This is a genomic window from Amycolatopsis sp. NPDC028719, from assembly GCF_055565395.1.
The window spans coordinates 121,213-146,613 of the sequence record NZ_JBVHUL010000012.1; the positions used below are offsets into that span (position 1 = coordinate 121,213).

At 71.7% G+C, this 25,401-nt stretch carries 25 protein-coding genes; 14 read left to right on the plus strand and 11 right to left on the minus strand.

What is annotated here, in order from left to right; all coding sequences use genetic code 11:
- Nucleotides 1–268: 268 nt before the first annotated feature.
- The 3 genes from ACZ4TR_RS40855 to ACZ4TR_RS40865 all read right to left on the minus strand — a co-directional run bounded on the left by ACZ4TR_RS40855 (nucleotide 269) and on the right by ACZ4TR_RS40865 (nucleotide 5,185).
- Nucleotides 269–1,534: a helix-turn-helix domain-containing protein gene (locus ACZ4TR_RS40855; protein ID WP_465293499.1), complete on the minus strand. Its 1,266-nt coding sequence runs from the start codon at nucleotides 1,532–1,534 to the stop codon at nucleotides 269–271.
- A gap of 74 nt (nucleotides 1,535–1,608) precedes the next feature.
- Nucleotides 1,609–3,636: a M4 family metallopeptidase gene (locus ACZ4TR_RS40860; protein ID WP_465293500.1), complete on the minus strand. Its 2,028-nt coding sequence runs from the start codon at nucleotides 3,634–3,636 to the stop codon at nucleotides 1,609–1,611.
- 262 nt (nucleotides 3,637–3,898) lie between these two features.
- A complete protein-coding gene (locus ACZ4TR_RS40865) occupies nucleotides 3,899–5,185 on the minus strand; it encodes a helix-turn-helix domain-containing protein (RefSeq protein ID WP_465293671.1) in 1,287 nt (428 codons plus the stop codon).
- A 101-nt stretch (nucleotides 5,186–5,286) separates the two neighbouring features.
- Here ACZ4TR_RS40865 and ACZ4TR_RS40870 point away from each other — a divergent pair, with 101 nt between their 5' ends.
- The 3 genes from ACZ4TR_RS40870 to ACZ4TR_RS40880 are packed head-to-tail and all read left to right on the plus strand — an operon-like array spanning nucleotide 5,287 to nucleotide 8,501.
- Entirely contained in the window at nucleotides 5,287–7,122 is a 1,836-nt protein-coding gene (locus tag ACZ4TR_RS40870; protein ID WP_465293501.1) for a glycoside hydrolase family 9 protein, read from the plus strand.
- 9 nt (nucleotides 7,123–7,131) lie between these two features.
- The gene (locus tag ACZ4TR_RS40875; protein ID WP_364526064.1) at nucleotides 7,132–7,917 is read left to right on the plus strand and encodes an LOG family protein; all 786 of its coding nucleotides are present in this window, start codon (nucleotides 7,132–7,134) and stop codon (nucleotides 7,915–7,917) included.
- On the plus strand, nucleotides 7,917–8,501 hold the full coding sequence (locus ACZ4TR_RS40880; RefSeq protein ID WP_465293502.1) for an LOG family protein: 585 nt from the start codon (nucleotides 7,917–7,919) through the stop codon (nucleotides 8,499–8,501). The genes ACZ4TR_RS40875 and ACZ4TR_RS40880 overlap by 1 nt, the downstream gene beginning before the upstream one ends.
- A gap of 19 nt (nucleotides 8,502–8,520) precedes the next feature.
- On the opposite strand, the gene ACZ4TR_RS40885 is transcribed toward ACZ4TR_RS40880, so the two are convergent.
- The gene (locus ACZ4TR_RS40885; RefSeq protein ID WP_465293503.1) at nucleotides 8,521–9,195 is read right to left on the minus strand and encodes a lysophospholipid acyltransferase family protein; all 675 of its coding nucleotides are present in this window, start codon (nucleotides 9,193–9,195) and stop codon (nucleotides 8,521–8,523) included.
- 51 nt (nucleotides 9,196–9,246) lie between these two features.
- Here ACZ4TR_RS40885 and ACZ4TR_RS40890 point away from each other — a divergent pair, with 51 nt between their 5' ends.
- A complete protein-coding gene (locus tag ACZ4TR_RS40890) occupies nucleotides 9,247–10,149 on the plus strand; it encodes a glucosyl-3-phosphoglycerate synthase (RefSeq protein ID WP_465293504.1) in 903 nt (300 codons plus the stop codon).
- Here ACZ4TR_RS40890 and cydC read toward each other — a convergent pair.
- Genes cydC through ACZ4TR_RS40910 form a run of 4 tightly spaced genes read right to left on the minus strand, consistent with a single transcriptional unit; the run spans nucleotide 10,085 to nucleotide 15,378 of the window.
- Nucleotides 10,085–11,677, minus strand: coding sequence for a thiol reductant ABC exporter subunit CydC (gene cydC, locus ACZ4TR_RS40895; RefSeq protein WP_465293505.1), 1,593 nt, complete (start codon nucleotides 11,675–11,677; stop codon nucleotides 10,085–10,087). The genes ACZ4TR_RS40890 and cydC overlap by 65 nt on opposite strands.
- Nucleotides 11,674–13,227 carry a thiol reductant ABC exporter subunit CydD gene (cydD, locus tag ACZ4TR_RS40900; RefSeq protein WP_465293506.1) on the minus strand — a complete coding sequence of 518 codons (1,554 nt, stop codon included), beginning with the start codon at nucleotides 13,225–13,227 and terminating at the stop codon, nucleotides 11,674–11,676. The genes cydC and cydD overlap by 4 nt, the downstream gene beginning before the upstream one ends.
- 9 nt (nucleotides 13,228–13,236) lie before the next feature.
- Complete coding sequence (locus ACZ4TR_RS40905) at nucleotides 13,237–14,205, minus strand: cytochrome d ubiquinol oxidase subunit II (RefSeq protein ID WP_465293507.1); 969 nt, start codon at nucleotides 14,203–14,205, stop codon at nucleotides 13,237–13,239.
- A gap of 3 nt (nucleotides 14,206–14,208) precedes the next feature.
- Nucleotides 14,209–15,378 (minus strand): cytochrome ubiquinol oxidase subunit I, encoded by a 1,170-nt coding sequence (locus tag ACZ4TR_RS40910; protein WP_465293508.1) that lies wholly within the window; start codon nucleotides 15,376–15,378, stop codon nucleotides 14,209–14,211.
- A 60-nt stretch (nucleotides 15,379–15,438) separates the two neighbouring features.
- Between ACZ4TR_RS40910 and ACZ4TR_RS40915 the strand changes: the two genes are divergently transcribed.
- From ACZ4TR_RS40915 to ACZ4TR_RS40935, 5 genes are read left to right on the plus strand one after another with little or no spacing between them, the layout of a single operon-like run.
- A complete protein-coding gene (locus ACZ4TR_RS40915; protein ID WP_364526080.1) occupies nucleotides 15,439–15,756 on the plus strand; it encodes a helix-turn-helix transcriptional regulator in 318 nt (105 codons plus the stop codon).
- Complete coding sequence (locus tag ACZ4TR_RS40920; protein WP_465293509.1) at nucleotides 15,753–16,421, plus strand: permease prefix domain 1-containing protein; 669 nt, start codon at nucleotides 15,753–15,755, stop codon at nucleotides 16,419–16,421. The genes ACZ4TR_RS40915 and ACZ4TR_RS40920 overlap by 4 nt, the downstream gene beginning before the upstream one ends.
- Nucleotides 16,418–16,741, plus strand: a complete 324-nt coding sequence (locus tag ACZ4TR_RS40925; protein WP_364526084.1) for a DivIVA domain-containing protein — start codon at nucleotides 16,418–16,420, stop codon at nucleotides 16,739–16,741. The genes ACZ4TR_RS40920 and ACZ4TR_RS40925 overlap by 4 nt, the downstream gene beginning before the upstream one ends.
- Nucleotides 16,738–17,196 (plus strand): SRPBCC family protein, encoded by a 459-nt coding sequence (locus tag ACZ4TR_RS40930; RefSeq protein WP_465293510.1) that lies wholly within the window; start codon nucleotides 16,738–16,740, stop codon nucleotides 17,194–17,196. Before ACZ4TR_RS40925 ends, ACZ4TR_RS40930 begins: the two co-directional genes overlap by 4 nt.
- Nucleotides 17,189–17,752, plus strand: coding sequence for a DNA-3-methyladenine glycosylase I (locus ACZ4TR_RS40935; RefSeq protein ID WP_364526088.1), 564 nt, complete (start codon nucleotides 17,189–17,191; stop codon nucleotides 17,750–17,752). Before ACZ4TR_RS40930 ends, ACZ4TR_RS40935 begins: the two co-directional genes overlap by 8 nt.
- A gap of 18 nt (nucleotides 17,753–17,770) precedes the next feature.
- Here ACZ4TR_RS40935 and ACZ4TR_RS40940 read toward each other — a convergent pair whose 3' ends face one another.
- Nucleotides 17,771–18,565, minus strand: a complete 795-nt coding sequence (locus tag ACZ4TR_RS40940) for an enoyl-CoA hydratase-related protein (protein ID WP_465293511.1) — start codon at nucleotides 18,563–18,565, stop codon at nucleotides 17,771–17,773.
- A 197-nt stretch (nucleotides 18,566–18,762) separates the two neighbouring features.
- Between ACZ4TR_RS40940 and ACZ4TR_RS40945 the strand changes: the two genes are divergently transcribed.
- Both ACZ4TR_RS40945 and ACZ4TR_RS40950 read left to right on the plus strand, forming a co-directional pair.
- A complete protein-coding gene (locus ACZ4TR_RS40945) occupies nucleotides 18,763–18,930 on the plus strand; it encodes a DUF3117 domain-containing protein (RefSeq protein WP_013222969.1) in 168 nt (55 codons plus the stop codon).
- 89 nt (nucleotides 18,931–19,019) lie between these two features.
- Nucleotides 19,020–20,468 (plus strand): leucyl aminopeptidase family protein, encoded by a 1,449-nt coding sequence (locus ACZ4TR_RS40950; RefSeq protein WP_465293512.1) that lies wholly within the window; start codon nucleotides 19,020–19,022, stop codon nucleotides 20,466–20,468.
- A 150-nt stretch (nucleotides 20,469–20,618) separates the two neighbouring features.
- Here ACZ4TR_RS40950 and ACZ4TR_RS40955 read toward each other — a convergent pair whose 3' ends face one another.
- Nucleotides 20,619–21,548 carry a LysR family transcriptional regulator gene (locus tag ACZ4TR_RS40955; RefSeq protein WP_465293513.1) on the minus strand — a complete coding sequence of 310 codons (930 nt, stop codon included), beginning with the start codon at nucleotides 21,546–21,548 and terminating at the stop codon, nucleotides 20,619–20,621.
- A 35-nt stretch (nucleotides 21,549–21,583) separates the two neighbouring features.
- Here ACZ4TR_RS40955 and ACZ4TR_RS40960 point away from each other — a divergent pair, with 35 nt between their 5' ends.
- Nucleotides 21,584–22,774, plus strand: a complete 1,191-nt coding sequence (locus ACZ4TR_RS40960; protein WP_465293514.1) for an MFS transporter — start codon at nucleotides 21,584–21,586, stop codon at nucleotides 22,772–22,774.
- 453 nt (nucleotides 22,775–23,227) lie between these two features.
- Here the strand turns inward: ACZ4TR_RS40960 and ACZ4TR_RS40965 are convergent, their stop codons facing one another.
- Nucleotides 23,228–23,872: an O-methyltransferase gene (locus tag ACZ4TR_RS40965; RefSeq protein ID WP_364526098.1), complete on the minus strand. Its 645-nt coding sequence runs from the start codon at nucleotides 23,870–23,872 to the stop codon at nucleotides 23,228–23,230.
- 213 nt (nucleotides 23,873–24,085) lie between these two features.
- Here ACZ4TR_RS40965 and sigE point away from each other — a divergent pair, with 213 nt between their 5' ends.
- Entirely contained in the window at nucleotides 24,086–24,685 is a 600-nt protein-coding gene (sigE, locus tag ACZ4TR_RS40970) for an RNA polymerase sigma factor SigE (protein ID WP_465293673.1), read from the plus strand.
- Entirely contained in the window at nucleotides 24,682–25,335 is a 654-nt protein-coding gene (locus tag ACZ4TR_RS40975) for an anti-sigma factor family protein (protein ID WP_465293515.1), read from the plus strand. Before sigE ends, ACZ4TR_RS40975 begins: the two co-directional genes overlap by 4 nt.
- The last annotated feature ends 66 nt before the right edge of the window (nucleotides 25,336–25,401 follow it).

The window sequence follows — 25,401 nt, forward strand, 5'->3', positions numbered from 1 at the left end:
GGAAAGGGGGACGTGTCCGGAGTGCTAACAGGAGGTATGCGTCCGGACGCATCCGAGTAAAGGATCAGCGGATCGGGGCGTCAATGCGCCGAACGGACCAACGCCGCGTTCCGGATTCGGCGGTCAATTCGTACAAACCCCGCCGGTGCTGGGGATTCGCCACGCATTCCGCACCGGAACGACTTTCGTAGGGACTGTTCCGGACACCATCCGAACGCCGGAAGATCTCGATCATCGGGAATCGTTAGTACTGCTTAAGAAAACGATGTCAGTCGGCTTCGGCGCCCAGCGCGAGCAACCCGTTCCGCAGCACGTTCGCGGCTTCTTCCGGCCGTCCGGTCTCGCCCAGGAGCTCGCTCAGCGGCCGTAAAGCGCGCGCCAGCACCGCCCGTGCCCCGAGCCCGGTGGCGAGATCGACCGCCGCGCGCAGGTACTCCGCCGCGCCCCGGACGTCTCCGCGGGCGCGAGCCAGCGACCCGAGCTGCAACCGGAGCTCCGCCGCCAGCGCCGTGCCCGCCACGACGGCCGGGCGGACCTGGTCGAGCAACGCGCCCGCCGTCTCCGGCCGGCCCGCCGCCAGGTACTCCGCCGCCAGTTCGACCGTGATCGCCGGGACGTCGGCCGGCCACGCCGTTTCCCGCGCCGCGCCGAGGTCGGCCAGCGCACCCTCGACGTCGCCCGCACGGCCGCGGACCCGGGCTCTCGCCAGCAGGCAGTGCGCCATGGCCGGGTGCAGGGCCCGTTCCTGCATCAGGTCGTAGGCCGCGGCGACCGACGCGGCCGCGTCGGCGAACCGGTCGGCCGCCAGGTGGCTGCGGCACACCTCGACGTGGCTGCGGGTCAGCTCGGCCAGCACCGCCGGGCCGCCCCGGGTGAGCCGCAGCGCCGCCTCGGCGTACTCCGCGGCGCGCTCCAGGTCGCCCTGGCGGAGGTGCCGTTCGGCGAGACACGCCCGCAGCGTCAGCAGCATCGACGGCTGCGGGTACCCGTCGCGCAGCAGCTCCGCGTGGCAGGTTTCCAGCAGGTGCAGGGAATACTGCGCCTCGCCCCAGTCGCTCAGCACCGCCGCGCGCAGCGGCACGACCATCGCGCGCACCGGCGGCGGCTCGCCCGACAACGTCGTCTCGGCCTCCGCGACGTACTTCGTGCGGGCGTCGCCGGTGGAGTACCCGGCCAGCCACAGCAACGCGATGCCCGCCTGCCGCGGCCGGTCCAGGCGTTCGGCGCGGCGCCGGATCCGCTGCATCCGCGGGGTCGCGCGGCGGGCGTCACCGGCCAGGAACCGGTCCGCCGTCTCGATCAGCTCGAGGTCCAGCTCGAGCAGCTCCCGCGGCGAGCTGCCGCCGAGCAGCTCGTCGGGGTCGATGCCGAGCTGCTGGGCGAAGAACCGCAGCGCGTCGCCGGACGGCGTCCGCGCGCCGGTCTCGACCGACGACACGTACGCCGCGGAGTACTGCGGCCCGGCCAGTTCGCGCTGCGTGAGCCCGCGCTCGGTGCGCAGCTCACGCAGGCGTTCGCCGACGCTGTCGCTCACTCGGGTCGCCTTTCCACCGGTTCAGGGTAGGCCGCGCGGCGGCGGGGGAGTCGCCCGCCGCCGCACGGCCGGGATCAGCAGGCGCCGGCGTCGCTCCACACGGCCCACGAGCCGGGCGCGCCGGGCTCGGCACCGGTCGAGTACCACAGCGACGTCCACTTGTGACCGTTGTGGCCGACGACGTCGTTGGGGACGTACGCCTTGGCGGAGTCCCACTCGGCGAGGCCGGCGCAGCCGGTCGGCGGGGTGCCGGTGCCGATGGTGAGCGAGAACTGCGCGGTGTGGTCGGCGTCGGTGCCGTCGCCGGTGACCGTCACCTGGCTGGTGCCTTCCGGCGTGGTCGCCGAGGTGGTGACGGTCAGCGTCGACGTGCCGCCGGACTGGACGCTCGCCGGGCTGAAGGTCGCCTTGGCGCCTTCGGGCAGGCCGGTAGCCTGCAGCTGGACGGCCTGGGCGTTGCCCGAGGTGATCCGGGTGGTCACCGTGGTGGTCGCGGTCTGTCCCGGTTGGACGGACGCGGACGACGGCGACAGCGTCAGCGAGTAGTCGTTGCCGGCGGGCGGCTGGCCGCTGCACGTCGGCTCACCGCTGACCGCGGCGACGCTCACGGCGTCCCAGGCGGCCTTGGTGGCGTTGAACTCCGTGCAGCTGCCCGGGAAGAGCGCGATCGCGGCTTCCAGCGTGGCCTTGCGGGCCGCGCGGTGGTTCCACGACGACGTCTTCTTCAGCAGGCCGTTGTAGAAGATCTTGCCGGCCTTCTGGATGCCGATGCCGGTGACGGTCGAGTTGTTGCACGTCGGGCTGGCGCCGCTGCCCTGGGAAAGGAGGTAGAACCAGTGGTTCTGCGGGCCCGCGGCGGCGTGCACCTCGGTGCTCGGGATCGACGCCGAGTAGCAGTTCGGGTCGCCGACCTTCGACGGGTTGTCCATGTAGCGGATCGGGCCCTGGCCGACGAGATTGACGCCTTCGCCGACGCTGAAGTCCGGTGTGTCCTTCGGGTTGTTGGCGTAGTACTCGGTCAGCGCGCCGAAGATGTCGCCGGTGGACTCGTTGAGCCCGCCGTTCTCGTTGCCGGAGCCGGCGCCGCCCGGGGTCGTCTGGAAGATGGCGTGCCCGAACTCGTGGCCGACGACGTCCATCGGCGTCGCCTGGCGGCGGTTGTCCTGCGAGTGCCCGAAGTGGGTCGAGGAGCCGTCCCAGTAGGCGTTGACGTCGTTGAGGCCGATGCTCGCCCGGAAGCCGCCGCCGGCGCCGTCGATGCCGTTGCGGCCCAGCCACTCGCCGAGCATCTTCCACTCGGTCTGGACGCTGTAGAGCGCGTCGACGCAGGCGGTTTCGAGGTCGGTGCCCGAGCCGGTGCCCCAGGTGTTGGTGCTCTTCGTGAAGATCGAGCCGCCTTCGCGGCCGCAGGCGATGCCGCGGCGGCCCGGGTCGGTCATCGAGTAGGAGCTGCCGGAGCCGGACGTGTCGATCGGGACGGTGCCGGCGTAGAAGGAGTTGCCGGTGCCCGCTTCGCGCACGTCGTCGCGGGTGTCGAGGACGGTGCCGGTGACGCTGTCGACGAAGACGTGCAGCTTGGTCGGGGTGGTCTTGTCGTGACCGCTCACGACGACCTCGTAGGCGAGCTTCGGGGCGTCCCCGGCCAGCACCACGAGCTGGGGTGTGGTGGCACTGTCTACTGTGGACACCTTGGCCTCGGCGATCCTGGTGGCCTGCTCGGCGCTGAGCGTGGCCTGGGTTTTCACGGTGATCGGCGCGGTGTGCGCGGCTTCGGTGCCGCGGACACGTCCGGTCCCGTCGGCGACGACGACCGCGTCGCCGCCGACGACCGGGAGACCGTGGTAAGTGCGCTGGTAGGAGGCGTAGTAGAGCCCGCCGCCACCCGGGGTGACTCCGGTGCGGACGAAGGCCTCCCCAGCGCCCTTCGCGAGCCGGTCGGCGCCGTCGAGGGCGGCCTGGTCGGCGGCTCGGGCGGCGAGCGCCTCGGGCGGGGTGGCGGCGGGGGCTGAGGGGTTGCCAGGTGTGGCGGTGGCCGGGATCGCCGGCACCGCGAAGGTCAGGGCTATGCCGGCGATCGCCGCCAGCCCTCGTGGGGATCTCATGGGGAAACCTTTCGGGGACGCGAGGAGTGTGCCCGCCGGAATAACTACTGTTATTGCGCCGGACGCGTCCGAGTAAAGGTTCCGCTCGCCGGTCGGTCAATGGGCCGAATGGCCCAGCGCCCGGCTTTCAAGATCATGGCGTTCCGCGCGAAACCGCAGGAAACTCGGGGGTTGCGTACTGGTCTGAACCAATTCACCAGACTTTGGTAGGAAACTTCCCCCACCCGGACCACCAGGCCCGCAGGTCCGCCGACCCTCCGGGTCAGGTGCCGGTGGCGGAGTCGAGGCCGCGTTGGTAAGCCTCGATGGCTTCGTCGAGATGACCACGTTGTCGGAGGACGTCGCCGAGGCGCAGGGACGTCGAGATCGCCGCACCGTGCAGGGACGCCCGGGTCTGGATCTCCGCCGCCTCGCGGAGCAGGCGCGTCGCCTCGGGGAGGTCGCCGCGAGACTGCGCGACCTGACCCAGCAGGCCGGTCGCCTCGCCCAGGGACTCGACGTCGCGGGCCAGCAGCGGCCAGACCTCCGACACCAGCGAAGCCGCCTCGCCGGGCGCCCCCTGGCGCAGCCGGACCTCGGCCAGTTCCAGGGTCGCCCCCGCGACGCCTTCCTCCGCGCCGATCGCCGCCAGCTGGTCACGGGCCGACGTCAGCTCCGCGCGGGCCTCGTCCAGCCGGCCGAGCCGGCGCAGCAGATACCCCCGGGCCCAGCGGCAGCGGGCCGCGTCGCGGTCGAACCCCACCGACGCGAACAGGCGGCACGCCTCGATCAGATCCTGCTCCGCCCGCTCGGGCTGCCCGATCGCCTGCCACACCTGCGACGCCTGCCGGTGGAACCGCGCGACGAAGTCCGGCCGCGTGGCCGCCCGGGCCAGGCGAAGGCCATCGAGCGCCGCGCGCTGGGCGCGGTGCAGCCCGCCCATCTCCATCAACGGGTGGATCAACGCGCTGAGCAGGCACAACTCGGCGTCGGGGTCGAGATCGGGGGAGGTCAGCGCCGATTCGACCCGCGCGATCGCCGTGCCCGCGTCGCCGCTCAGGTACCGGCAGCCCGACCAGCGGTGCACGATCATCGCCCGCAGCCACGGCGGTGCCGCGTCGCTCAGCTCCGAAGCGTGCTCCAGCTCCTTCTGCGCGCCTTCGACGTCGAACAGCTGCCACTTCACCTCGGCGAGGCAAAACCGCGCGTAGCACTCGACGTCGTCCAGGTGGTAGCCCGCGGCCTGCTTCCCGACGGCGGCGAAGCGTTCCTCGGCGGGCGCGACCCGGCCTTGTTCGAGGTCGCGGTAGCCCTCGTCGAGGGACGCGCGCAGCTCGTCGGCGACGCCGGGCGGACGGCCGAACCGCAGGTCGTCGACGCTCAGGCCGAGCCGCCCGGCCAGGTAGGCCAGCATCTCCTCCGACGGCGGCCGGCTGCCGGTCTCGACCTTCGCCAGGAAGCCCCGGTCGTACCCCGGCTCGGCCAGCTCGCGCTGGGTCCACCCGCGCTCGGCGCGCAGCCGGCGGATCCGCGCGCCGAGCGGTTCGGTCATCTCCCCACGGTAGGTCATCGGCACCGGCGCCGGGGAAACGGACATATTGACGCCCCGCCCGTGCCGGGATAGCGTTCTCGCGCTAGATAGGAAACTTTCCTAACAAAGTGGAGCCGATCATGCGCCTGCTTCCCCTCGCGACGGCGGCCGCGCTCGCCGTGCCCCTCGCCGCGACCTCGGCCGAGGCGGCGGTCACCCTGGCCGAGGTGCGCGTCGACCAAGTCGGCTACGCGCTGGGCGAGGCGAAGCACGCGTACCTGCTCGGCGGCGCGGCGGGGAAGTTCACCGTCCTCGACGAGCGCGGCCACACGGTCCGCGAAGGTCGCACCGGCGCGAGCCTCGGCGCCTGGAACACCCGCTACCCCACGGTGTTCGACCTCGACTTGTCCACTGTGGACCGACCCGGCACCTACCGCGTCAAAGCCGCCGGCGCGACGTCGCCGCCGTTCCGGATCGACACGGCGCGCCGCCTGTTCCGCCCGCTCGTGCGTGCGACCACCGAGTTCTTCCAGGCCCAGCGCGACGGCCACGACGTCGTTCCCGGCCGGCTCGACCGCAAGCCGTCGCACCTCGCGGACCGGAAGGCCACCGTCTACGCCGAGCCGAAGTTCGCCGGCGAGGGCGGCGACGAAATCGTCGAACCGCTGCAGCCGCAGGGCGGCCCAGTCGACGTCGAAGGCGGCTGGGTCGACGCGGGCGACTTCGTCAAGTTCACGTCCAACACCGCGTATTCGCTGGCCGAACTGGGTTTCGTGCTGCGCGAGGACCCCGATCCGGTGCTGGCGAAGGAGGTCCGCTTCGGCCTCGACTGGCTCGACAAGATGTGGGACGGCCGGACCAAGACGCTCTACGCCCAGGTCGGCATCGGCACCGGCAGCGAGGAGTTCGGCTTCCTCGGCGACCACGACGTCTGGCGCGAGCCCCAGGACGACGACGCGCTGGACGTCAAGCCCGGCGACCCCGCCTACTTCGTCAAGTACCGCCCGGTGTTCCCGGCCGCTCCCGCGGGCGCGCCGCTGTCTCCGAACCTCGCCGGCCGCGTCGCCGCCGCGTTCGCGCTGGGGGCGCAGATCCAGGCCCACCGCGACCCGCGCTTGGCCCGGCACTACCTGAGCGAAGCCGCGGCGGTGTTCGCGCAGGCCAAGACGGCGGACGTCGGTGAGCTCGTCAGCGCGTTCCCGCACGCGTACTACCCGGAGTCGTCGTGGGAGGACGACCTGGAGCTGGGCGCCACGCAGCTCGCGCTGGCGGCGCGGGCGTTGAACGACCCGCGCGCGAACGGCTGGGCCCGCGACGCGGCGAAGTGGGCGAAGGCCTACATCGGCAGCGACGACACGAGCACGCTGAACCTCTACGACACCAGCGCGCTCGCCCACGCCGACCTCGCCGGCCTGCTGCGCACGGGTGTCCCCGGCGCCGCGCTCGGCGTCCGCGAGCTGGCCACCGACCTCCGTCGTCAGCTGGACGCGGGCGTGGAGTCGGCCAAGAAGAGTCCATTCCGGACCGCGGTCGACGTCACCGACTTCGACGCCGCCAGCAAGAGCTTCGGGTTCGCGGCCACCGCGCGGCTCTACCAGCGCGTCACCGGCGACACGCGGTACGCGGCCTTCGGCACGCGACAGCGTGACTTCACCCTCGGCGCGAACGCCTGGGGTGTGTCGCTCGTGGTCGGCGTCGGCACGACGTTCCCGCAGTGCCCGCACCACCAGGCCGCGAACCTCGCCGGGCCTTCGAAAGTGCTGTACGGCGCGGTCGTCAACGGCCCGAACGGCGCGGGCAACTTCGCGGATCTGCCGTTCCCGGCGGGCGCGAAGGAATGCACCCGTCCGTATGAATCCTTCGACGGGCAAGGAAGTCGTTACGCGGACGACCTGAGTTCATGGCCCAGTAACGAGCCCGCCATCGACTTCACCTCCACGGCGCTGCTCGCATTCTCGCTGGCGGGCAGGTCGTAGCATGGCCGGGTGAGCGAACAGTCTGAATTCCCCGACGGCCAGTACCCCGAGCGCCCGGTCGAGCGCCAAAAGGGCCCGGTGGTGCTGCGCGGCGACCGCCGTGACCAGGGCAGCACGACCGACCAGCGGCTGCTCGACTCGCGCGGGCCCACCGACTGGGTGCACACCGACCCGTGGCGCGTGCTGCGGATCCAGGCCGAGTTCGTCGAGGGCTTCGGCGCGCTCGCCGAGGTCCCGCGCGCGGTCACCGTGTTCGGCTCGGCGCGCACCAAGCGCGACCACCCGGAGTACGAGCTCGGCCGCAAGATCGGCGGCGCGCTGGCCAACGCCGGGTTCGCCGTGATGACCGGTGGCGGCCCGGGCGCGATGGAGGCGGTCAACCGCGGCGCGGCCGAGGCCGGCGGCTTCTCCGTCGGGCTCGGCATCGAGCTGCCGTTCGAGCAGGGCCTGAACCCGTGGGTCGATCTCGGCGTCAACTTCCGCTACTTCTTCGCCCGCAAGACGATGTTCATCAAGTATTCGCAGGCCTTCATCTGCCTGCCCGGCGGTTTCGGCACGCTCGACGAGCTGTTCGAGGCGCTGACGCTGGTGCAGACCAAGAAGGTCACGAAGTTCCCGGTGGTGCTGTTCGGCAGCGAGTACTGGGGCGGCCTCTACGACTGGATCGCGAAGACCGTGCAGGCCGAGGGCAAGGTCAGCCCGCACGACCTGGACCTGCTGCACGTCACCGACGACATCGACGACGCCGTCCGCGTGGTGCAGGAGTCGTACCAGGCTTGGGAGGACACGCACTGATGAGCCGGATCTGTGTGTTCTGCGGTTCGTCGATGGGGTTCTCGCCGCGCTACGCCGAGCAGGCGGCGGCCCTGGGCAAGCTGCTGGCCCAGCGCGGCATCGGCCTGGTCTACGGCGGCGCGAGCGTCGGCACGATGGGCGTGGTCGCCGACGCGGCGCTGGCCGCGGGCGGCGAGGTGATCGGCGTGATCCCCGAGGCGCTCTCGTCGGTCGAGATCTCGCACGCGGGGCTGTCGGAGCTGCACGTCGTGGCGGACATGCACGAGCGCAAGGCCAAGATGGCGGCGCTGTCCGACGGCTTCCTGGCGTTGCCGGGCGGCGCGGGCACGCTGGAGGAGCTGTTCGAGGTCTGGACGTGGGCCCAGCTCGGCCTGCACGGCAAGCCGATCGGCCTGGTCGACGTCGACGGGTACTACGGACCGCTGGTGACGTTCGCCGACCACATGGTGACCGAGGGGTTCGTCAAGCCGGAGTACCGCGAGCTCCTGATGGTGGACGCGGACGCGGCGGCGCTGCTGGACCGGTTCGAGACGTACGAACCGCCGGCTCCGCCGAAGTGGGCCAAGGAGCCGCCGGGCATCTGACGCGGGAGGGGACCCGGCTTCAGGCGACGCCTTCGCTGGGTCGCTTGTGGTAGGTGTCCACGTACTCCTGGCCCGAGATCTCCAGGATCTGGTACATGACCTCGTCGGTGACCGACCGGCGGATCGCCGGCGAGTAGTCCTGGCCCTCGTAGCGCGAAAAGTCGAGGGGCTTGCCGAACGTGATGGAGATCTTCGCCGGCCGCGGGATGCGCTTGCCCGCGGGCTGGAGCTGCTCGGTGCCCTTCAGCGCGACCGGCACCACCTTCGCGCCGGTCGCCAGGGCCAGCGCCGCGACGCCGGTGTGGCCGCGGTGCAGCCGGCCGTCCAGGGACCGCGTGCCCTCGGGGTAGATCGCGAAGACGCCGCCCGCGTCGAGCACCTTGCGCGCCGCCTCCAGGGCCGCCAGCCCGGCCTGGGCGTTGCCGCGCTCGACCGGGATGTAGCCGAGCCCGCCGACGAACCCGGCCATCAGCTTGCCCTTGACGCCCTTGCCGGTGAAGTACTCCGCCTTGCCGAGGAACTTGACCTGCCGCGGCGTCGCGAACGTGATCACGCCGGTGTCGAGCGCGGCGCGGTGGTTGGCCGCCAGGAGCACCGGGCCCGTCGTGGGCACGTTCTCCACGCCGTGCACCTCGGGCCGGTACACCGCCCTGGCCAGCGGCCCCAGCACGAACCGGACAAGCAGCGCGATCAAGTGGTCCTCCTCCTCGGTGCGGTGACCCCCAGCATGGCACGATCGTTACCCGTGAGTTGGTTCGAGCGGCGTACGTGGCAGGAGCCCGGGTGGACGCCCGAAGACATCGTGACCGCGAAGGGTGACCGAACGGTTTCGGTCGTGCTACCGGCACTGGACGAAGAGCGGACCGTGGGTGCCGTCGTCGCGTCGGTGCGGCCACTGCTCGGGACCGTCGTGGACGAGCTCGTCGTCATGGACTCGGGTTCCACGGACGCCACCGTCGAAACGGCCGAGGCCGCCGGCGCCCGGGTGGTCCGCCGCGAGGACGTCCTGCCGGAGCTGCCGCCGGTGCCCGGCAAGGGCGAGGTGCTGTGGCGCTCGCTGGCCGCGACGAGCGGGGACCTCGTCGTCTTCCTCGACTCCGACCTCGTCGACCCGGACCCGGCGTTCGTGCCGTCGCTGCTCGGCCCGCTGGTCGCCGAAAGCGGCGTCCACCTGGTCAAGGGGTTCTACCGCCGCCCGCTGCGGCTGGAGAGCACCGGCGGCGGCCGCGTCACCGAGCTGCTGGCCCGGCCGGTGCTCTCGGCGCTGCGCCCGTCGCTCGGCGGGCTGGTCCAGCCCCTCGGCGGCGAGTACGCGGGCACGCGCGAATTCCTGGAGTCGGTGCCGTTCGCCGCCGGGTATGGCGTCGAGATCGGGCTGCTGCTCGACGCCGAAGCGCGCTACGGCCTCGACGGGCTCGCGCAGGTCAACCTGGGCGTCCGCAAGCACCGGAACCGCTCGCTGCTGCAGCTGGGCGCGATGTCCCGCCAGATCCTGGGCACGGCGCTGGCGCGCTGCGGGGTCCCGGCCGCGGACGCGCCGTTCACGCAGTTCGTGCAGGTGGACGAGGAGTGGCTGCCGGACATCACCGACGTCCGGGTCGCGGACCGGCCGCCGATGCGGGAAGTGCTCGCCCGTCCTCGAGGGTGAGGACCTCGTCGAAGCCGGCCAGGTGCTCGGGCCGGTGGGTGACGAGGACGACGGTGCCTGGCGCTCGGGCGACGACCGGGGCGAGGACGGCGTCGCCGTGCGCGGGGTCGAGGCCTTCGACCGGCTCGTCGAGCACGAGGACCTTCGGTGCCGCGAGGACGGCTCGGGCGAGGATCAGCCGCTGGCGTTGACCGCCGGAGAGCGCGTCGCCGTCGGGGCCGGTGTCGCGGTCCAGGTCGAGGTCGAGGTCGGCGGTCGCGCAGACTTCTCGTAGCTCTTCGTCGGTTGCTTGGGGCTTCGCGAGCAGGAGGTTCTCGCGGACAGTCGCGTGGAAGACGTGGGCGTCGGCGAGGGCGCCGGAGACGAATTGCGGCAGGCCGGCGTACTCGGCGAGCGGGTGGCCGTCGAGGAGCACCTGGCCGTCGGTGGGGGTTTCGAGGCCGAGGAGGAGCCGGAGCAGGGTCGTCTTGCCGGCGCCGCTGGGCCCGAGGATCCCGACGCGCTTGCCGGGCGGGAGGTCGAGGTCGACGTCCTTCAACGCGGGCGCTCGGCCGGGGTACCTGACTCCCGCTTTGCGGAGCGTGAAGTGTCCTTCGTGTACGGGCCGGGTGCCTCGCGGTCCGGCGGGTTCGGTGAGCACGGCCTTGACCCGGACGGCCGAAGCGCGGATTTCGGGGACGCGCCGCGCGGCGCCGACGAGCGGGAGGACGACTTCGAAGGTGGTCATGGCGGCCAGGGTGAGTGCGGCGGTCCAGGGCACGGAGGCGTGGCAGAGCAGCGCGACGGCGGCGGTGGTGGCGAGCTGGGCGAGCGTGCCGCCGGCGGTGAGCAGGGCGGTCTTGCCCGACGTGCGCTGTTCGCTTTCCGCGAGCTGCTCGACGACGTCGGTGGCCCGCGCGCGGGTTTCGCCCAGGGCGCCGGCGGCGACGAGCTCCCGGTGCCCGGTGACGAGTTCGACGGCCCGTTCGGCGAGTTCGGCCCGCTTCGGTGCGTCGTCTCGGGCTGCCCTTGCGGTGAGCCGGACGACCAGCCAGGGCAGCAGAACCCCGGCGACGAGCAGCCCAGCGGCAAGCGCGAGAGCGGCTTCCGCGGACGCCGTGGCGGTGACGGACACGGCGGCACTCCCGACGAGCGCGGCGACCCCGGCGGGCAGCAGCCACCGCAGGACGGCGTCCTGCAAAGCGTCCACATCGGACACGAGCCGCGTGACGAGGTCCCCACCGGAGTACCGGGTCCCGGGGACGAGGGCTTGGTAGACGCGGGCGCGAAGGGCACCGAGCCACCGGAGGACGACTTCGTGCCCGGCGAGCCGTTCGGCGTACCGGAGGCCACCGCGAAGGAGGGCGAGGGTCCGGACGGCGACGACGGCGACGGTGAGCGCTTCGAGAGGGGGTCGTTCGGCGGCGCGGAGAAGCAGCCAGGCGGCGGTGGCCATGAGAGCGAGGGCGGCGAGTTCGGCTCCGGCGCCGAGGAGGGCTGCGCGGAGGAGCCGGAAGGCATCTTTCTTCGATACGGCCCAGAAGTTCATGCCGTCACCTCCGTGCGGATCCGGCCACCCCGTAGCTCGACCACCCGCTCCGCCAACTCGACCATCGCCGGCCGATGGGCGACCAGCACCGCCGTTCGCCCAGGCAGCAGCCGCCGCGTGGCCGACAGCACCGTCGCCTCCGTCCGGGAGTCCAGCCGGGCCGTCGGTTCGTCCAGCAGCACCAACCCCGCCGAAGTGCGCGCCAACGCACGCGCCAACCCCACCCGCTGCCGCTGGCCGGCCGACAACACCTCGCCCAGCTCGCCCACCGGCGTGGAGAACCCGCCCGGCAACCCCGCCGCCACCGAATCCAGCGCAGCCGCTCTGGCCGCCGCCGAAAAGGAGACAGAATCACCCAGCGAGACGTTCGATTCCAAAGACCCCCGGAACAGTGTCGGCCGCTGCGGCACCCACGCCACGTCGGCCAGCCAGTCCGAGGGGGACAACGAACGCAAGTCCACCCCATCGATCAAAACCCGCCCCGAGGAAGGCGAAACGAACCCCAGCAGCACAGCCAGCAGCGTGCTCTTCCCCGACCCGCTGGGCCCGACCAAGGCCACCCGCGAACCAGCGGGCAACGTCAAGTCCACATCGGACAAAGCAGGAACGCCGGAGTACGAAACCGAGACTCGCGAGAAAACCACCGAAGGCGCACCCCGGCGACGACAACGAGCCCCGGACAACGCAGGAACCACCGGCACCGCGAGAGCTTCACGCAAAGCCGTCAACCCCTCCGCGGCAGCGTGGAACTTCGCCCCGGCAGAACGCAAAGGCAGGTAAGCCTCCGGCGCCAGCACCAAGATCAGCATCGCCGTCCGGGCATCGAGAGAACCCGCGAGCAACCGGAATCCGATCGGCACCGCCACCAAAGCCACCGAAAGAGTCGCAACCAGTTCCAGCACCAGAGAAGACAGGAAAGCCACGCGCAAAGTCTTCAACGTCGCATCGGCATGGGCGGAAGCCATCGAACGAACAGTCGAAGCCTGCGCGGACGCCCGCCCGAACACCTTCAACGTCTCCAACCCGCGGACGACGTCGAGGAAGTGCCCGCCCAGCTTCTTGAGCAGGTCCCACTGAGTCCGTGCGGAAGTGTGCTTTCCGACCAGGATCGCGAACACCGGGATCAGCGGCAGCGTCGCCGTCACCACCAGCGACGAGACGACGTCCGCCGTGCACAGCCGCACGATCACCGCGATCGGCACCACCACCGAGACGACCAGCGACGGCAGGTACCCGGTCAGGTAGCTGTCCGTCGCGTCGACACCGCGCGTGATCTGCGTGGCGACGACCCCGGCGCGGTCGGAAGCGGACTCGAGCAGCCGCCGGCGCAGGCCGGCGCGGACCGTGGCCGCGAACCGTCCACTGAGGACGCCGTGGCTCCACGTCAGCACCGCCCGGCCGGGCAGGGCCACCACCAGGAAGAGCGAAATCCCGCCGCCGGTGAGCAGCGTGGCCAGCCCTTCGGCTTGGACCAGCACGAAAAAAGCGGAGCACATTCCGAGCGCGGCCAGTACGACCAGGTACCGCCGGAGTCCGGGCAGAGCAGGCACCGATCCCCCTCAGAAGTGCAGCAGCGAGCGCTGGTCGACGGGAAGCCGGTGCACGCGCCACGTCAGCCACTGCACCGCCAGGAGCACCAGCACCGCCGGCACGGCGAACCAGGCCAGCACCTCGAACGTGCCGGACGACGTCGCCGCCTCCTCGACGGTCAGCGTGTACGCCGAGGACGCGAGGACCGTCGGGAACCGCAGCGTGCCCACGAGCAGCGCAGGGAACGCCGCGAGCACCATCGACGCGACGAGCGCCAGGCGGTACCGCCGCGTGGCCAGCCCCAGCCGCGAAACGGCCAAGGCCAGAAACGCCAGCACGACTACGCCGGCACCGAGCGCCGTGACGCCGTCCAGCGCGAAGAACCCCCACACCGTGGCGATCACGAGGAAGGCGAACACCGGCCCCGAGAAGGCCCGCGCCAGCCGCACCGCGCGGCCGGTCAGCTCCGCCGGCGCGCGCACGGCCAGGAACGCCGCGCCCTGCAGGCAGAACAGCGCGACGAACCCGAGTCCCCACAGCGCCGCGTACGGATCGAAGAACGCGAGCACGTCGGCCGTCGGCGGCAGGCCGAGCACCAGGTTGCCGAGGAACAGGCCCCACGACAACGCCGTCACCAGCGCGCCGCCGACGATGCCCGCCGTCCAGGCGCCGCGTCGCGCGTCCGGGCGGCGGCTGCGCAGCTGCATCGACGCCGTGAACGTCACCAGGCCGAGCAGCAGCGTCACGACCAGGACGTACGCCCCGGCGAACACCTTGCCCTCCAGGTGCGGGAACGCGCCGAACAGCACGCCGACCGCGGCCACCAGCCACACCTCGTTGGCCAGGAAGAACGGCCCGAGCGCGCCGAGCGTCTGCCGTCGCCGCCGCTCGTCGGCGTCGAACGCGGGCAAGAGCATGCCGACGCCGTAGTCGTAGCCGGCCAGCGCGAAGTAGCCGCAGGTCAGCAGGCCCAGCAGGCACCAGAAGAAGGTCACCATCGGTCAGACTCCGCTCAGGACGGGCAGCTCGGCGGGCACACCGGGGCCACCGACCGGCTCCGGGCCGCGCTTGGCGACACGCGCCATGAGCACCCAGTCGGCGACCGCGAGCGCGGCGAACAGCAGGGAGAAGGCGATGAAGGAGAACAGGATCTGGCCGGCGGGGACGTCCGCGATCGCGTCCGCGGTGCGCAGCTTCCCCCAGACCAGCCACGGCTGGCGGCCGAGCTCGCGCACCAGCCAGCCCATGATCGCCGCGATGAAGGGCACCGGGATCGCCGCGACCATCAGGTAGTGCAGGAACCGGGCTCGCGTGATCCAGTTCCGGACCAGCAGCAGCGTGCCGAGGATCGCGCAGGCGAACATGAGGAACCCGAGCCCGATCATGGCGCCCAGCGGCATCCCGACGACGCTTTCGTCGAGCTTGTCGGGCTGGTACATCTTCAGCTCGCCGAACTGCGCGAAGCCCTGGTTGACCACGAAGATCGAGCCGGCGAGCGCCGTGAGGACGCCGATGCGCATCGAGCGGCGGAAGAACTCGATCTCCGTGGTGCGCTTGAGGAAATGCCACGCGCTGACGCCCACCACGAAGAACCCGCCGGTCACCAGCGCGGCGCCGAGCACGTGCGGCAGCGACGCGACCAGCGCCGGGTTCGAGAACAGCGCGCCGAAGTCGTCGAGGTGCAGGGTCCCGCCTTCGAGCCGGCTGCCGACCGGGTTCTGCAGGAACGAGTTGGCCAGCATGATGAACAGCGCCGACGCGTACGCGGTCAGCGTGACCAGCCAGATCAGCGTCAGGTGCAGCCACTTCGGCAGCCGCCCGAAGCCGAAGATCCACAGGCCGAGGAAGGTCGACTCGAGGAAGAACGCGACCAGCGTCTCGATGGCCAGCGGCGCGCCGAAGACGTCGCCCGCGAAAGCGGAAAGCCCGGTCCAGGTCAGGCCGAACTGGAACTCCATCACGATGCCGGTGACGATGCCCAGCGCGTAGTTGATGACGTACAGCCGGCCCCAGAAGCGCGTCATCCGGAGCAGTTCGGGCTTGCCGCCGAGCGTCCAGCGCGTCTGCATCACGGCCACCAGCGTGACCAGCCCCAGGGTGAGCAGCACGAACAGGAAGTGCAGCGATGTCGTCGTCGCGAACTGGAGTCTCGCGATGGGAAGAGCGTTCATGTAGACAGGCTACACATAGCCTGTCTACATGTAGCCAGTCGACGTGTAGACTGCGTACTCATGAAGGCGGACACCCTGCGCGGGCACCTCGACGCGCTGCTGCTGGCCGTGCTCGACGGCCGGAAACTGCACGGCTACGCGATCATCGAGGCGCTCCAGCTGCGCAGCGACGGCGCGCTCGACCTGCCCACCGGCACCGTCTACCCGGCGCTGCGCCGGCTCGAGCGCGCCGGCTGGCTGACCAGCGAATGGGACGTCGTCTCCGGCCGCAAGCGCCGCACCTACCACCTCACCCGCTCCGGCGAGCAGGCCCTGGCCGCCGAACGCACCGAGTGGCGGGAGTTCACCACGATCATCGGGGGAGTGCTGGGCGCATGATCGACGAGTACCTGGGGGACCTCGACCGGCGGCTGCACGGCTGCGGCCGGTTCAAGGCCGACCTCCTGGGGGAGGCCCGCGACGGTCTGCACGACGCCGCCGACGCCTACCGCGCGGCCGGCTGGAGCGACGAGGACGCCGAGCGCCGCGCGGTCGCCGACTTCGGCCCGGCCGCCGTCGTCGCCCGCGACTACCAGGCCGAGCTCGGCATGCTCAGCGGCGTCCGCACGCTGTGGAAGCTCGTCATCGGCGTCCCGGCGATGCAGATCGCCTGGGACTATGCCCGGATCATCACCTTCGGCGAGTGGACGAAGATCTCCACACCGACGCCGGAGTGGTACAAGGTCGTCACGCACGTCACCCACGGCGCCGTGTTCGTCGTGCCGGTGATCGGCGTGCTCGCGCTGCTCGGCATCCGCTGGCTGAGCCGGCGGCTCGACGGCACCGGGCTCGCCCGGTTCTGCGGCGTCCTCATCGCGCTCGCGGTCGGCGTCAACCTCGCGTCGGTCGGGTTGCTCATCAGCACGACCGGGTTCGTGGACGCGTCGAGGCTGTTCCTGAGCGTCCCGTGCGCGCTGCTGATGGTCGCCTGGGTGCTGCTTTCGCTGCGGCTCGTCGTGCTCGCGAGACGTTCGTGGGGTGGGTATGCCACGATCGTCGCGTGACGACCGCGCTGATCTACCTCGTAGTCATGCTGCTGGTGGCCGCCGTGGTGTTCCTGCTCGCCGCGGTCGTGTTCGGCCGGGGTGAGGAGCTCGCCCCGCTGCCGCCGGGCAGCTCGCCGACGCGGCTGCCCGCCGAGGACATCACCGGCGAGGACCTGCAGGAGGTCCGCTTCCAGCTGGTCCTGCGCGGCTACAAGATGTCCGAAGTGGACTGGGTGATGCGGCGCCTCGGCGTCGAGCTGGACGAGCTGCGCGGCCGGGTCGCCGAGCTGGAGCAGCGTGAACGGGAGCGGGAGACCGCGCCGGAGAGCGCCCCGTGACGGACCTGATCCTTTCGGTCGACGTCCACGCGTCGGCCGGGACGACCTGGCTCGCGCTGACGGACTGGACGCGCCAGGGCGAGTGGATGCTCGGCACCGAGGTCGAGGTCGTCGAGGGCAACGGCCGCAGCGTCGGGTCGCGGCTGGCGGCGTTCACCGGGGTGGCCGGCATCGGCTTCACCGACACCATGGAGATCACCAGCTGGGAGCCGCCGGTGCGGTGCGGGGTCCGGCACCTCGGCAGCTTCGTGCAGGGGACCGGCGTGTTCCAGGTGGTGCCGAAGGGCGCGCAGCGCTCGACGTTCGTCTGGGCCGAGCACCTGCGGCTGCCGTTCGGGCCGCTGGGGCGGCTCGGCTGGCCGGTGGTGCGGCCGGCGTTCGCGCTGGGGGTGCGCCAGTCGCTGCGGCGGTTCGCGAAGTTCGCGGAGGACTATTCGGTGGGTGGGAATGAGTGAGCTGATCGGCACCGACGGCGTCCCGCGGTGCAGCTGGGGCAACTCGGCCCCGGACTACATCGAGTACCACGACACCGAATGGGGCGTGCCGCTCCACGGGCAGGACGAGCTGTACGAGCGGCTGTGCCTCGAGTCGTTCCAGTCGGGGCTTTCGTGGATCACGATCCTGCGCAAGCGGGAGGGCTTCCGGAAGGCGTTCAAGCGGTTCAAGCCGGCGAAGGTGGCGAAGTTCGGCGACGCCGACGTCGAGCGGCTGATGCAGGACGCGTCGATCGTGCGGAACCGGGCGAAGATCCTGGCCGCGATCAAGAACGCGCAGGCGATCGCTTCCCTGGACACGCCCTTGGATGACCTGCTGTGGTCCTTCGCGCCTTCTGTTCATGTCCGGCCGAAGACGATGGCCGACGTCCCGGCCATCACTGACGAGTCCAAGGCGATGGCCAAGGAGCTGAAGAAGCGCGGCTTCGTGTTCCTCGGCCCGACCACGTGCTATGCGCTGATGCAGGCGACCGGCATGGTCGACGACCACGTCGAAGGCTGCTTCCGGGCCGCCTGACCCGGAAGCAGCACCTCGCTACTTGCCCTGGAAGTTCGGCTTGCGCTTGCCGACGAAGGCTTCGACGGCCTCGCTGTGGTCGGCGGTCGCGCCGAGCGCGGTCTGGGCGGCGTCCTCGGCGGCGAGCGCCTCGTCGAACGTCGACTGCGCCGCCAGGTTGAGCACGCTCTTGATCTTCGCGTAGGCGACGGTCGGCCCGTTCGCCAGCTTCGCCGCGATCTTCTGGGCGCGGGCCGGCAGCTCCTCGTCCGGCACGACCTCGCCGACCAGGCCGAGCCGCAGCGCCTCGGCCGCGTCGACGGTCCGGGCCAGCAGCATCAGCTCGGCGGCCCGGCCGTAGCCGACCAGCCGCTGCAGCGTCCACGACGCACCCGAGTCCGGGCCGAGCCCAACGTTGGCGAACGCCATCAGGAACGACGACGACTCGGCGGCGATCCGCAGGTCACTGGCGTAGGCGAAGGCGGCCCCGGCGCCGGCGGCGGTGCCGTTGATCGCCGCGATCACCGGCTTCTCCATCGACACGATCGCCTGGACGATCGGGTTGTAGTGCTCCTTGACGGTGTGTAGCGGGGCGGGGTCACCCGCCTGGAGCAGTCCCACGTGCTCCTTCAAATCCTGGCCGGCGCAGAACGCCTTGCCGGAACCGGTCAGCACGACCGCGCGGACGGCGTCGTCGTCCGCCGCCTCGCGCAGCGCCGCGAGCAGTGCTTCCTTCAGCTCGACGGTCAGCGAGTTGTACGCCTGCGGCCGGTTGAGGGTGAGGGTGCGCACCCCGTCGGCGTCGGCGGTCAGCAGGACGTCGGATGTGGTCACGTCTTCTCCTTGCGCGGAAACATCGGTCGTCCGACAGTCTCACACCCCTCGCGGGCCGCATACCAGCACCGATACGGCGGCAAAAGATCGGTCCGCTGATGCGCCCGGCCGCTGATGAGGGACAATGGACACCAGACCCGGCTGGCTTTCACGCGAGCGCGACCCGGGCGCGCCGGTTGAGACGGAGGGAGCACGCTATGGCGGCCATGAAGCCCCGGACCGGAGATGGTCCCCTCGAAGTGACTAAGGAGGGGCGGGGCCTCGTGATGCGCGTACCGCTCGAGGGTGGTGGGCGACTCGTCGTCGAACTCTCCGCGGAAGAAGCGAAGGACCTCGGCGCCGCTTTGGCGGAGGTCACCGGCTGAGCCGACCCCTCGAACCGTCCTTCCGTCGCACCCCGGTCTCCCTTCGGAGGCCGGGGTCGCGGTTCCTCTGCGCCTGAAGGTTGCTCACTGTGCGTAATCCGCTACCCCCCGTTCCGACCAGTCTGCTCGACATCGAGGTGGCGGGCGACCTCCGCCGCGGCGCCCCGGTGGCCCGGCTGGTGACGGCACCCGCCGACGACGTCGAGTCCGAGCCGCTGGAGATCGGCGGCGTCCGGATCACCGGCAAGGCGGGCGACGTGCAGACGGTCCCTGACGGCGAAGCCCGCTGGATCGCCGGGCTGGGCGACGGCGAGCCGAAGCAGTACCGGAAGGCGGGCGCGGCGCTGGTCCGCGCGGTGAACGCGGCGCTGGCGGACGACGTCGGCCACGGGGGCAAGGCGTTCCGCGCCGTGCAGCTGGTGCTGCTGGAGGAGGCTTCCGGCGAGCACGTGACCGAGCTGGCGCTGGGGCTGCTGCTGGGCGGTTACCGGTTCAAGGTGACGGGTGAGGACCCGTCGCCGACTGTCCGGACGGTGCGGCTGGTGGCCGACGAGTCGTTCACCGCGCACGTCTCGCGGGCCGCGGTGCTGGCGGCGTCGACGGCGCTGACGCGCGACCTCGCGAACACGCCGTCCAACATCAAGACCCCGGCCTGGCTCGCGGACACGGCGGCCCGGGTGGCCGGCCCGCGCGTCGAGGTGGCGATCCGGGACGAGAAGTGGCTGGCGGCGCAGGGCTTCGGTGGCGTCCTGGCGGTCGGCGGCGGATCGTCGCGGCCGCCGCGGCTGATCGAAATGACGTACAAGCCGGCGGGGGCGGCGAAGCACCTGCTGCTGGTGGGCAAGGGCATCACGTTCGACACGGGCGGCCTGTCGATCAAGCCGGCCGACGGCATGCACGTGATGCGCACGGACATGGCGGGCGGCGCGGCGGTGATCGCGGCGATCCGCGGCATCGCGGAGCTGGAGCTGCCGGTGCGCGTGACGGCGCTGGTGCCGGCGGCGGAGAACCACGTGTCGGGATCGGCGTACCGGCCGGGCGACATCGTCCGCCACTACGGCGGCAAGACGACCGAGGTGGGCAACACGGACGCGGAGGGCCGCATGGTGCTGGCCGACGCGCTGGCGTACGGCATCCGCCGTTTCTCCCCGGACTACGTGGTGGACGCGGCGACGTTGACCGGCGCGATGAAGGTGTCGCTCGGTCTGCGCACGGGCGGGCTGTTCGCATCGGAGGACTCGCTGGCTTCGCTGGTTCGTTCGGCGGGCGAGCGCGTGGGCGAGGCGTGGTGGCGCATGCCGCTGGTGGAGGACTACGCGGAGAACGTCCGCGGCGAGTTCGGCGACGTCCGCCAGACCCCGGCGGGCCCGGGCGGCATCACGGCGGCGTTGTTCTTGCGGGAGTTCACCGAGGGGTTGCCGTGGGCGCACCTGGACATCGCCGGACCGGCGCGCTCGGAGAAGAACTACGACGACGTGGTGCCTGGTGCGACGGGGTTCGCGGCCCGGACTTTGGTGGAGCTGGCGGCTTCGCTCTGACTTTGGTGCAGCTGGGGCCTCGCTCTGACCTTTGTCCACAGGCCGGTGGGGTTGTGGACAACCGGCTGTTCGCGGCCGGTTCTGTCGCTGGGGGCCGATAGACTGGAGCGGGGACGCCCCCCAGGGACGGGTGGGGGCTGTCTGGTGGTCTCATTGCTTCGCCGCCGTCGTCAGCACGTGGTCGCGGAAGCCGGTGACCGCCGGGGTCATCGGCTCGTCCGCCCGCCACGCCAGCCCGATCGTCCGGTAGGGGCGTGGCTCCAACGGCACCTCCGCCACTCCGGCCGGGCTGCCCGGGCCGAACCGCGGCAGCAGCGCCACCCCCAGGCCCGCCGCCACCAGCCCTCGCACGGTGTCCGACTCCTGCCCCTCGAACGCGATCCGCGGCGTGAACCCCGCCGCCGCGCACAGTTCGTCGGTCAGCGTTCGGACGCCGTATCCCTGCTCCAGCAGCACGAACTCCTCGCGGGCCAGTTCCGTCATCCGCACCGACTGCCGGCCCGCCAGACGATGGCCCGCCGGAACCGACAGCAGGATCTCCTCGTCCACCAACCCCGCCGTGACCAGCGACGGCGCCGCGGGCAGCGGTGCCAGCAAGGCCAGGTCCAGCTCGCCGTCCACCAGCCGGTCGATCATCTCCTGGCGCGAGCCCTGGACCAGCGTGAACCGCACTCCCGGGTACCGCGCCCGGTGGCCGCGCAGCAGTGAAGGCACCAGCGACCGCCCGAGCAGGTGCAGGAACCCCAGCACGACGTGTCCCGACTCCGGCGCCACCTCCTCGCGCGCCAGCCGGACGCCCGTGTCCACCGCCGCCAAACCGCGCTCGGCCGCCTCGGCCAGCAGCTCCGCCGCACGCGTGAGGCGGATGCCGCGGCCGTCCGGGACCGTCAGCGGCGCTCCCAGCGCGTCGGCCAGAGCCGCGAGCCGGCGGCTCACCGTCGGCTGCGGGACGCCCAGCAGCTCGGCCGCGCGTGTGACGTTCCTCGTCTCGCGCAGCGCGACGAGCAACGGCAGGTGCGGCGCCACCTGCGCCGACAGCGAGTCATACGTCACCGCATCGATTGTGCCCGATCTGCGCATTGGAAGTATTGATTAGCTCTGCTTACTTTCATGTGGTGACTTCCACGCGCCGAGTCAAGACCGCCGTCGCCGCGGCCGGGATCTCCTCCTTCGCCCTGCTCTACGCGCCGCAGCCGGTGCTGCCGCAGCTCGCCGCGCAGTACCACCTCGACCCCGGCGGCGCGGCCCTCGCGGTCAGCGTCGCGACCGGCGCGCTGGCGATCGCCGTCCTCCCGATCGCCGCGCTGTCCGAGGTGATCGGCCGGCGTCCGGTGATCCTGACGTCGGTGATCGCGTCCGTCGTCTTCGGGCTGCTGCTGCCGTTGATGCCGACGTACCCGGCGCTGCTCGTCCTTCGCGCCCTCCAGGGCGTCGCTATCGCGGGCTTCCCGGGTGTCGCGGCCGCTTACCTGGCCGAACGCCTCGGCCGCGCGGGGGTCGCCGCCGCGGTCGGCGCGATGATCGCGGGCAACACGCTCGGCGGCATGCTCGGCCGGCTGGCCAGCGGGTTCACCGCCGGGCCGCTCGGCTGGCGCGGCGCGCTGTTCGTCGTCGCGGGCGTGGGCGCGATCTGCTCGGCGATCACGGTCGTGACGCTGCCGCCGGGGACGCGCCCGCGCGGCGACGCCCACCTTCGGTCCGTCGGCCGCGGGCTGGTCACGGCGTTGAGCAAGCCGGTGCTGCTCGCCCAGTACGCCGTCGCGCTGCTCGCGATGGGCTCGTTCGTCGCGCTCTACAACGCGGCCGGGTTCCGCCTGACCGGCGACCCGCTGAACCTGTCGCCGGCGATCGCGTCGCTGGTCTTCCTCGCCTACGCGACCGGCTCGGTGTCGTCCGCGGCTGCCGGAAGGCTGGTGGCCCGCGTCGGCCGGCGCCGCGCGCTGATCGGCGCGCTCCTGCTGACGGCGGTCGGCGCGGCGCTGACCCTGCCGGACTCCCTGCCGCTGGTCATCGCCGGTTTCCTGGTCCTGACCTGCGCGTTCTTCGCGGCGCACGCAGTCGCGAACGGCTGGGCGGCGGCCGACGCCCCCGAGAACGCACGCGGCCAGGTGGGCAGCATGTACACGGCGACGTACTACCTGGGCAGCAGCATCGGCGGCGCGGCGGGCGCCTGGGTCTACGGGCACGCGGGCTGGCCGTGGCTGATCGCAGTGGTCGCGGTGTGGCTGCTCCTGGCGGCGGCCGCGGTCGGGGTGGGTACCGCACCGGCGCGGGAGGCTCGGCGAGACCTGGTCAACGCGGGTTGAGAGGCCGTCCGCCGGCACAGCCAAGTCGGGCTGATTCACCGGCCCCGGCCTCGGAGAGCAGCCCCCGCCCATCGCTGGCGGGGCTCCGGCAAAGTCACCCAGCCCGGCTGCCCCGGCACAGGCCACTGGCGCGGCGCCTGCTGAGACGGAGGCGACACCGAACCCGGCTTCGCCGGGGTTCGGTGTCGCGAATGAGTCATTGGGGGCTTCTGGCGTCCCGAATGAGTCATTCGCGACGTCCGGACTGCGGGGCGCGGACGAGTGGGCGGGGACCCGTTGTATGGCAGCGGCGGAAGCCAGGTGGCTGAACTCGCGACTTCGCCGGCCTCAGCCCGGAGAGCAGCCCCCGCCCATCCCTGGGGGGCGTCCCCGCTCCAGTCTACCGGCGGCTCCCGACACAACCCACCGCGAAGGGCGAGTTGTCCACAACCCGGCGTGCCTGTGGACAGGTGCTCAGATCGCGGCTGCGACCAGCAGTCCGCCACCCACCGGAAGCAGCGCCGGGACCAGGCGTTCGTCCTCACGGAACGCCCGCGCCACTTCGCGCAGCGCCAGCGTCTCCGGGTCCCGGTGGGACGGGTCGATCACCCGCCCGCCGACCAGCACGTTGTGGAACGCGATGATCCCGCCGCGCCGCAGCAAGGACACGCCCAGCTCGTAGCAGCCGGGGTACTCGATGTGCGCGGAGTCGACGAACACCAGGTCGTAACCGCCCGGCGTGAGCCGCTGGAGGACGTCGAGGGCGCGCCCCACGATCAGCCGCGTGCGGCCCGGGGCGAAGCCGGCCTCGCGGAACGTCAGGCGCGCTGCCCGCTGGTACTCCGGCTCGACGTCGATCGAGGTCAGGATGCCGTCGGGTGCCATGCCGCGCAGCAGGCTCAGGCCGCTCACCCCGGCGCCCGTGCCGACCTCGACGACGGCCTTCGCGCGCAGCGTCGCGGCCAGGAAGCGCAGGGTCGCCCCCGCACCCGCGCTCAGCGAGCTGCAGCCCAGGTCATCGGCCCGTGCGCGCGCCGAAGACAGCACCTCGTCGTCGGGCAGGTACCCGTCGACGAACCCGGAGTCGGCCGGTGCGGCCGCAGGGGTGGGCGTGTTCACGCACGGAGGTTAGCGTTGGTTGTCGATAAATCCGCGCAGGCTCCCTGGTAAGCACCCCGGAAGAAGTTCTCAGCCTGCTCTCAGTCCAGTCTCACTAGAACCATAAGGAGTCCGGAGAGACTGAAATCCGAGGCCGCGGTGGAACACCGCGGCGACAGCCCGCGTTGGGTGGAGCAGACAGGAGAAACACAGATGGAGGTGCCTGCTCCCGCGATGCAGAACGCCGTTGCCGATAACGACGCCGACGCGGCTCAGCCCGTGTCCCTGGACGAAGCGGCCTGGACGCCGCCGTCCTGGGACGAGGTCGTCCGCGAGCACAGCGACCGGGTCTACCGGCTCGCCTACCGCCTGACCGGCAACACCCACGACGCCGAGGACCTCACCCAGGAGACCTTCATCCGGGTCTTCCGGTCGCTGGCGTCCTACAAGCCCGGCACGTTCGAGGGCTGGCTGCACCGCATCACCACCAACCTGTTCCTCGACATGGCCCGCCGCCGCTCGCGAGTGCGGATGGAAGGCCTGCCGGAGGACACCGACCGCATCGTGGGCGACGACCCGAGCCCCGAGCAGGTCTTCTCCGACACCCACCTGGACCCGGACCTGCAGGCGGCGCTCGACGAGCTGCCCCCGGAGTTCCGCGCGGCCGTGGTGCTGTGTGACGTCGAAGGGCTGTCGTACGAGGAGATCGGCGCGACGCTCGGTGTCAAGCTCGGCACCGTCCGCAGCCGCATCCACCGTGGTCGGCAGGCGCTGCGTGCGTCGCTCGAGCGTCGGCGCGCTCACGCTGCGGAGTCTGCGAAGGTGTCGGTATGACCGCACCCCGAGGCTGGGGACTCCCCGAATCGCACCTGCTGCCGGACGCCGTGGTCGCGTTCGTCGACGGGGAGCTCTCACACGGCGCCCGCGACCGCGCGGCGTCGCACATCACCCGTTGCGCGGCGTGCGCCGCCGAAGTACGCGCCCAGCGCCAGGCGGTCGACGCGATCCGCCGCGCGGGTGCGCCGTCGATGTCGGCGGGGTTCCTGGCGAGCCTGCAGTCGATCCCGGAGCACACGGACCTCCCGAGCGCGCCGGACAACCTGGCCATCACGGCCGACGGCCAACTGGTCGCGGTCCAGCGCCCGGACCGGGTGGCGGGACTGCGGGACACGGGGGTCCTGGGTGGTGTCGCGCCGTTGGGATCGACGGCGCCGCTGGGCCAGTCCCCGAACGTCCTCGGCGGCGGCCGTCTCAAGCGCCGCGCTGCCCAGGGCGCGGGTGTGGTTGTTTCTGGGCTGGTGCTGAGCGCGCTGGCGCTGGTGGGGACGACCGCGGACAGTGGCGACGGCAGCCCGGAGACCGGAGGGGTCGCGCCGCAGCAGGCGAATTTGCTGCCAGCTCAGATGGCGGTGCCGCAGCAGGTGGTGCCCGCGTCGACCCCGGTGAGCACGACGCCGGCAGCGGTGCCGGCGGGTATCCGCTGAGACTTGCTTCCCGCGAAGGCCGCCATTGAGGGATTCCTCGTGGCGGCCTTCGTCATGTCCGGGGCG

Bases quoted from the DNA above. Each gene is read 5' to 3' on its own strand.
- ACZ4TR_RS40975 (WP_465293515.1), top strand. From the start codon at position 24,682: ATGACCGCACCCCGAGGCTGGGGACTCCCCGAATCGCACCTGCTGCCG.
- sigE (WP_465293673.1), top strand. From the start codon at position 24,086: ATGCAGAACGCCGTTGCCGATAACGACGCCGACGCGGCTCAGCCCGTG.
- ACZ4TR_RS40955 (WP_465293513.1), bottom strand. From the start codon at position 21,548: ATGCGCAGATCGGGCACAATCGATGCGGTGACGTATGACTCGCTGTCG.
- ACZ4TR_RS40865 (WP_465293671.1), bottom strand. From the start codon at position 5,185: ATGACCTACCGTGGGGAGATGACCGAACCGCTCGGCGCGCGGATCCGC.
- ACZ4TR_RS40880 (WP_465293502.1), top strand. From the start codon at position 7,917: ATGAGCCGGATCTGTGTGTTCTGCGGTTCGTCGATGGGGTTCTCGCCG.
- ACZ4TR_RS40945 (WP_013222969.1), top strand. From the start codon at position 18,763: ATGGCGGCCATGAAGCCCCGGACCGGAGATGGTCCCCTCGAAGTGACT.
- ACZ4TR_RS40910 (WP_465293508.1), bottom strand. From the start codon at position 15,378: ATGAACGCTCTTCCCATCGCGAGACTCCAGTTCGCGACGACGACATCG.
- ACZ4TR_RS40860 (WP_465293500.1), bottom strand. From the start codon at position 3,636: ATGAGATCCCCACGAGGGCTGGCGGCGATCGCCGGCATAGCCCTGACC.
- ACZ4TR_RS40935 (WP_364526088.1), top strand. From the start codon at position 17,189: ATGAGTGAGCTGATCGGCACCGACGGCGTCCCGCGGTGCAGCTGGGGC.
- ACZ4TR_RS40920 (WP_465293509.1), top strand. From the start codon at position 15,753: ATGATCGACGAGTACCTGGGGGACCTCGACCGGCGGCTGCACGGCTGC.
- ACZ4TR_RS40870 (WP_465293501.1), top strand. From the start codon at position 5,287: ATGCGCCTGCTTCCCCTCGCGACGGCGGCCGCGCTCGCCGTGCCCCTC.
- ACZ4TR_RS40905 (WP_465293507.1), bottom strand. From the start codon at position 14,205: ATGGTGACCTTCTTCTGGTGCCTGCTGGGCCTGCTGACCTGCGGCTAC.
- ACZ4TR_RS40915 (WP_364526080.1), top strand. From the start codon at position 15,439: ATGAAGGCGGACACCCTGCGCGGGCACCTCGACGCGCTGCTGCTGGCC.
- cydC (WP_465293505.1), bottom strand. From the start codon at position 11,677: ATGAACTTCTGGGCCGTATCGAAGAAAGATGCCTTCCGGCTCCTCCGC.